This is a genomic window from Roseobacter sp., assembly GCF_039970775.1.
GTDB lineage: Bacteria > Pseudomonadota > Alphaproteobacteria > Rhodobacterales > Rhodobacteraceae > Roseobacter.
On sequence record NZ_JBDVLG010000059.1, the window covers coordinates 1 to 4274 of the forward strand.

Below are 4274 nucleotides of genomic sequence, written 5' to 3' on the forward strand. Positions count from 1 at the left end.
GGGCTGGGGGTGGATGGTTCTGCCAGCAACGATGCGGGCAATCTGGTGTCTGAGGCGCGGCAGGCGATGTTGCTGCAACGTGTGGCGCAGGGGGCCGATGCGATGAGCGCACGCGAGGCCCTAGAAATCGCAACGCGTGGCGGTGCAGACGTGTTGGGGCGGCCCGAATGTGGGCGCATTGCGGTTGGGGCACGGGCCGATATTGCGGTTTGGGATGTGTCGGGCATTGCATCCGCAGGCAGCTGGGACCCGGCGGCATTGCTGTTGGCCGGGCCGACCACGGTGCGTGATCTGATCGTGGAGGGCCGCGAGGTCGTGCGCGACGGGCATATCCAAACATTGGATCTGCGCGCGCTGATCGCCCGTCAGACGGCATTGGCGCAGCAATTGATGGCTCAGCTGTGACCTGCGCCAGCTGGTAAACCGGCGTGCCGCGCGCACAAAGGAGGTGTCAGGCGACGAATTGCTGGCGGTTGGCCTTGCAATGGGCCACCAAAATATCGCGGAACGCGCGCAGTTTTGGCGCGGGCCACACATCGGGGTGCCCCACGACCCAAATATCGGCGTAGGGCTGTGGGGGCAGGACGGGAACCTGCACCAACCCGGCCGACGCCCGGCCCAAAAACATCGGTATGCGTACGACGCCCAGCCCTGCCTGTGCCGCACCGATCATCGCGACCATATCGTCGAACCGGAACCGCGCGGTGTTGTTGGGAAACGCCGGTGTGATGCCTTTGGGGACGTTTGGGGCGTCGTCATACACGATCCAATGGATCATCTCTTGGGGGGCGGCGGCGATCCGGTCTGCAACCTCTTGGCTGGCAAAACTTGCGTTATCTTGGCGTAACAACCGCAGGCCGGTCAACGCATCACCGGGGTTTTGGCTGATACGAATGGCAAGGTCTGCTTCGTGGCGCGTCAGATCCAGCAGGCCATCGGTGGCAAGAACACGCAGGTCGATCCGGGGGTGCGCCTTGGTGAAACGGTCAATCACCGGCGACAAAAAGCCAGCAATCAACAATTGCGCTGCCGTTATCGTAAGTGTGCCGGACAGTTCGGTTTCAGCGCCCTTTAGGTGGCGCATCATGCTGTGCTCTGATGTTTCCATTTGGTCGGCGTGCTGGGCGATAACGCGGGCCGCTGGCGTTGGGCGGTAGCCATCGGGCGCACGTTCAAACAGCCGCTGGTCCAACGCGTCTTCGGCGCGGCGCACCCTGCGCGCGACCGTTGTGTAATTCACGCCCAACGCGGCGGCTGCCCCAGCCAACGACTGATGGCGGACCAGCATCATAACCGTGCGCAAATCATCCCAAGCAACATCCATGCATGCGTTTTTGCATATCCTACATGCAAACACACGCGTTTTTCCATAGGTGGGATGCGGTATGGTGCCATCACCCACAAACACAGGAGCCAAATGTGATCTACGCGTATGTTAAACTGACCGTGACCAACCCCCAATCCCTTGCTGAATACCGCGAGGTTGCAGGCCCGGCACTGGCCAAACACGGCGGCAAAGTCGAAAGCAGTGCGCGCGATTGCACCGTTTTGGACGGCGCGCCAGAGCTGCCCGATGTGGCGGTCTTGTTGAGCTTTCCCGACAAAAACGCAGCCCTCGCGTGGTCAAACGACCCAGAGCTTGCAGAGGTGCATGCCAAACGGCGCAATGCAGGGTCGTCTGACATTCATTTGTTGGGCTAACTCGCTTTGCCGCCGCGCAAGGGGCGCTTGTGCCCTGCGACCCAAACATCAGCAATCGCGCGGTCATCGCCCATCATTAATGTGGGGAAAACGGTCTCCCATATGGTGTCAGCGTTGGCTGTGCGTTGTGCGATGGCGGGGGTGGCGGCAAGGTCAAGAATGGTCAGATCGGCCTCAAAACCTGCGGCCAATGTGCCGATCTGATCCCCCAAATACAGGCTTTGCGCAGAGCCTGTTGTCGCCAGCCAAATCAACTGTGCCGGGTGCAGGGATGTGCCGCGCAGCTGGGCGATCTCATAGGCGGCGGCCATCGTGCGCAGCATGGAAAACGACGACCCACCGCCCGTGTCCGTCGCCAGACCCAGCGGAATGCGCCGCGCCGCCAGCCCCGCCAGATCCATTAACCCCGACCCGATAAACGTGTTTGACGTGGGGCAATGCACCACTGCGGCCCCGGTCTCTGCCAGCCGGTCCACCTCGCGCGGGGTCAGGTGGATCGCATGGCCGAACAGCGCACGCGGGCCCAACAGGCCGTGGGCCTCATAGGTGTCGAGATAATCGCGGGCCTCGGGGAACAGACCGCGCACCCACGTGATCTCGTCTGGTTGTTCGCTCAGGTGGGTTTGCATCAGGCAATCGGGGTGTTCGGCCCACAGCGCCCCCAATGCAGCCAGTTGATCTGGCGTTGAGGTGGGCGAAAACCGTGGCGTGATCGCATAGGATGCGCGGCCCGTGCCATGCCACCGGTGCAGCAAGGTTTTGCTGTCGTCATAAGCCGATTGCACCGTGTCGCGCAGGCCATCGGGGGCGTTGCGATCCATGCAGGTTTTGCCGGCTACGGTCCGCATGCCACGCTCTGCTGCGGCCTCGAAAAACGCATCAACGCTGGTGGGGTGGATCGTGGCATAAGAACACATGGTCGTCGTGCCATGATCTAGTGCCAGATCAAGGTACCGCGCCGCGATCATGCGTGCATAGGCGGGGTCGGCCAGCCGGATTTCTTCGGGGAAAGTATAGGTGTTCAGCCAATCGATCAGCTGTTTGCCCCAACTGGCGATGATAGCCGTTTGCGGGTAATGCACATGCGCGTCCACAAAACCGGGGCAGATCAGATGCGCGCCATAGTCCTGCACCGCCGCTTGTGGGTGGTCCCGGCGCAACGTGTCGCCGTCAGCCACGCGGGCGATCCGCCCGTTTTCGATCAGCACACCGCCTGATGTGTTGATCCGCACCGCGTCTTGCCACGGGCCGGTCAGCGGGTTGCCAAAGCTCTCAAAGGTTTGGCCCAAAAGAAGTGTCTGTGTGGTCATGGCATCTGTCTAGGTGTTTGGCGTGCGGGCGGCAATGTCCAAGGGGCGCGGCATTGTATCCCGCAGGGCCGCCGCTTATGGTCCGCATAAATCAGGGGGCCGCCTATGTCAGAACAGATCGCACAGCTTGAGGTCGAAGGTGAAGACGATGCCTATGTGCTGGACCCCAAGGCGATTGCTGCGATTTTATATGCGGTTGATATTGACGATTCCGCCAAGCTGACCGACCTGATGGAACCGCTGCACGCGGCTGATATTGCGGACCTTTTGGAACAGATCAACGCGTTTGATCGGTCTCGGCTGATCCGGCTGTACGGGCGTGAATTTGACGGCGAGATCCTGTCAGAGCTCGACGAATCCATCCGCGAGGAAGTGATTGGCGTTTTGACGCCGCAGGTCCTGACCCAAGCTGTGCGCGACATGGACAGCGACGACGTTGTCGATCTGGTCGAAGACCTTGAGGACAAGCAACAAGAGGCCATCCTTGATGCACTGGGCGATTCCGACCGCGCCGCCGTGCAACAGGCGTTGGGCTACCCGGAATATTCCGCCGGGCGTCTGATGCAGCGCGAGGTCGTGATGGCCCCCGAGCACTGGACGGTGGGCGAGGCGATTGACCATTTGCGCAACACCCCCGAAGACGCGCTGCCTGCGCAATTCTACCACATGGTGTTGGTTGACCCGCGTCTGCATCCGGTCGGCAATGTGACGTTGGGCAAGCTGATGCGGTCCAAACGCGCTACGCGGCTGGCCGATATCAAAGAAGAGACCTTTCAGGTCATCCCCGCGATGCAGGAAGAATCTGACGTGGCCTATGCGTTCAATCAATATCACCTGATTTCTGCGCCGGTGGTGGATGACCAAGAGCGCCTGATTGGGGTGATCACCATTGATGACGCGATGGCGGTGCTTGATGAAGAGCACGAAGAAGACATCCTGCGTCTTGCCGGTGTGGGCGAAGGGTCGCTGTCGGACCGGGTGATTGAAACCACCAAACAGCGGCTGCCCTGGTTGGCCGTAAATCTGGTGACGGCCATCGCCGCCAGCCTGGTGATTGCGCAGTTCGAGGCGGCGATTACCCAGATCGTGGCGTTGGCGGTGTTGATGCCGATTGTGGCATCCATGGGCGGCAATGCAGGCACCCAATCGTTGACAGTTGCCGTGCGCGCGATCGCCACCAAAGACCTGACCGGCGCCAACGTCTGGCGGGTGATCCGGCGCGAGGTGCTGGTGGGGCTGATCAACGGGCTGATCTTTGCGGCA

Annotated in this window: 5 protein-coding genes; 3 read left to right on the plus strand and 2 right to left on the minus strand. The window is 61.3% G+C overall.

All coding sequences use genetic code 11. The features are described 5' to 3' along the window. A partial coding sequence (locus tag ABJH13_RS16055) for an amidohydrolase family protein (protein WP_348407229.1) occupies positions 1-405 on the plus strand: 405 nt, incomplete at its 5' end. 46 nt (positions 406-451) lie between these two features. Here the strand turns inward: ABJH13_RS16055 and ABJH13_RS16060 are convergent. After that, positions 452-1324, minus strand: a complete 873-nt coding sequence (locus ABJH13_RS16060; protein WP_348407230.1) for a LysR family transcriptional regulator — start codon at positions 1322-1324, stop codon at positions 452-454. A 95-nt stretch (positions 1325-1419) separates the two neighbouring features. On the opposite strand from ABJH13_RS16060, the gene ABJH13_RS16065 reads away from it, so the two are divergent. Further along, the gene (locus ABJH13_RS16065) at positions 1420-1701 is read left to right on the plus strand and encodes a DUF1330 domain-containing protein (RefSeq protein ID WP_348407231.1); all 282 of its coding nucleotides are present in this window, start codon (positions 1420-1422) and stop codon (positions 1699-1701) included. On the opposite strand, the gene guaD is transcribed toward ABJH13_RS16065, so the two are convergent. Continuing rightward, entirely contained in the window at positions 1698-3011 is a 1314-nt protein-coding gene (gene guaD, locus ABJH13_RS16070; protein WP_348407232.1) for a guanine deaminase, read from the minus strand. The two genes, ABJH13_RS16065 and guaD, sit on opposite strands and share 4 nt — an antisense overlap. Before the next feature lie 105 nt (positions 3012-3116). Here guaD and mgtE point away from each other — a divergent pair. Beyond that, the coding region (gene mgtE / locus ABJH13_RS16075; RefSeq protein WP_348407233.1) for a magnesium transporter at positions 3117-4274 on the plus strand (1158 nt) is incomplete at its 3' end.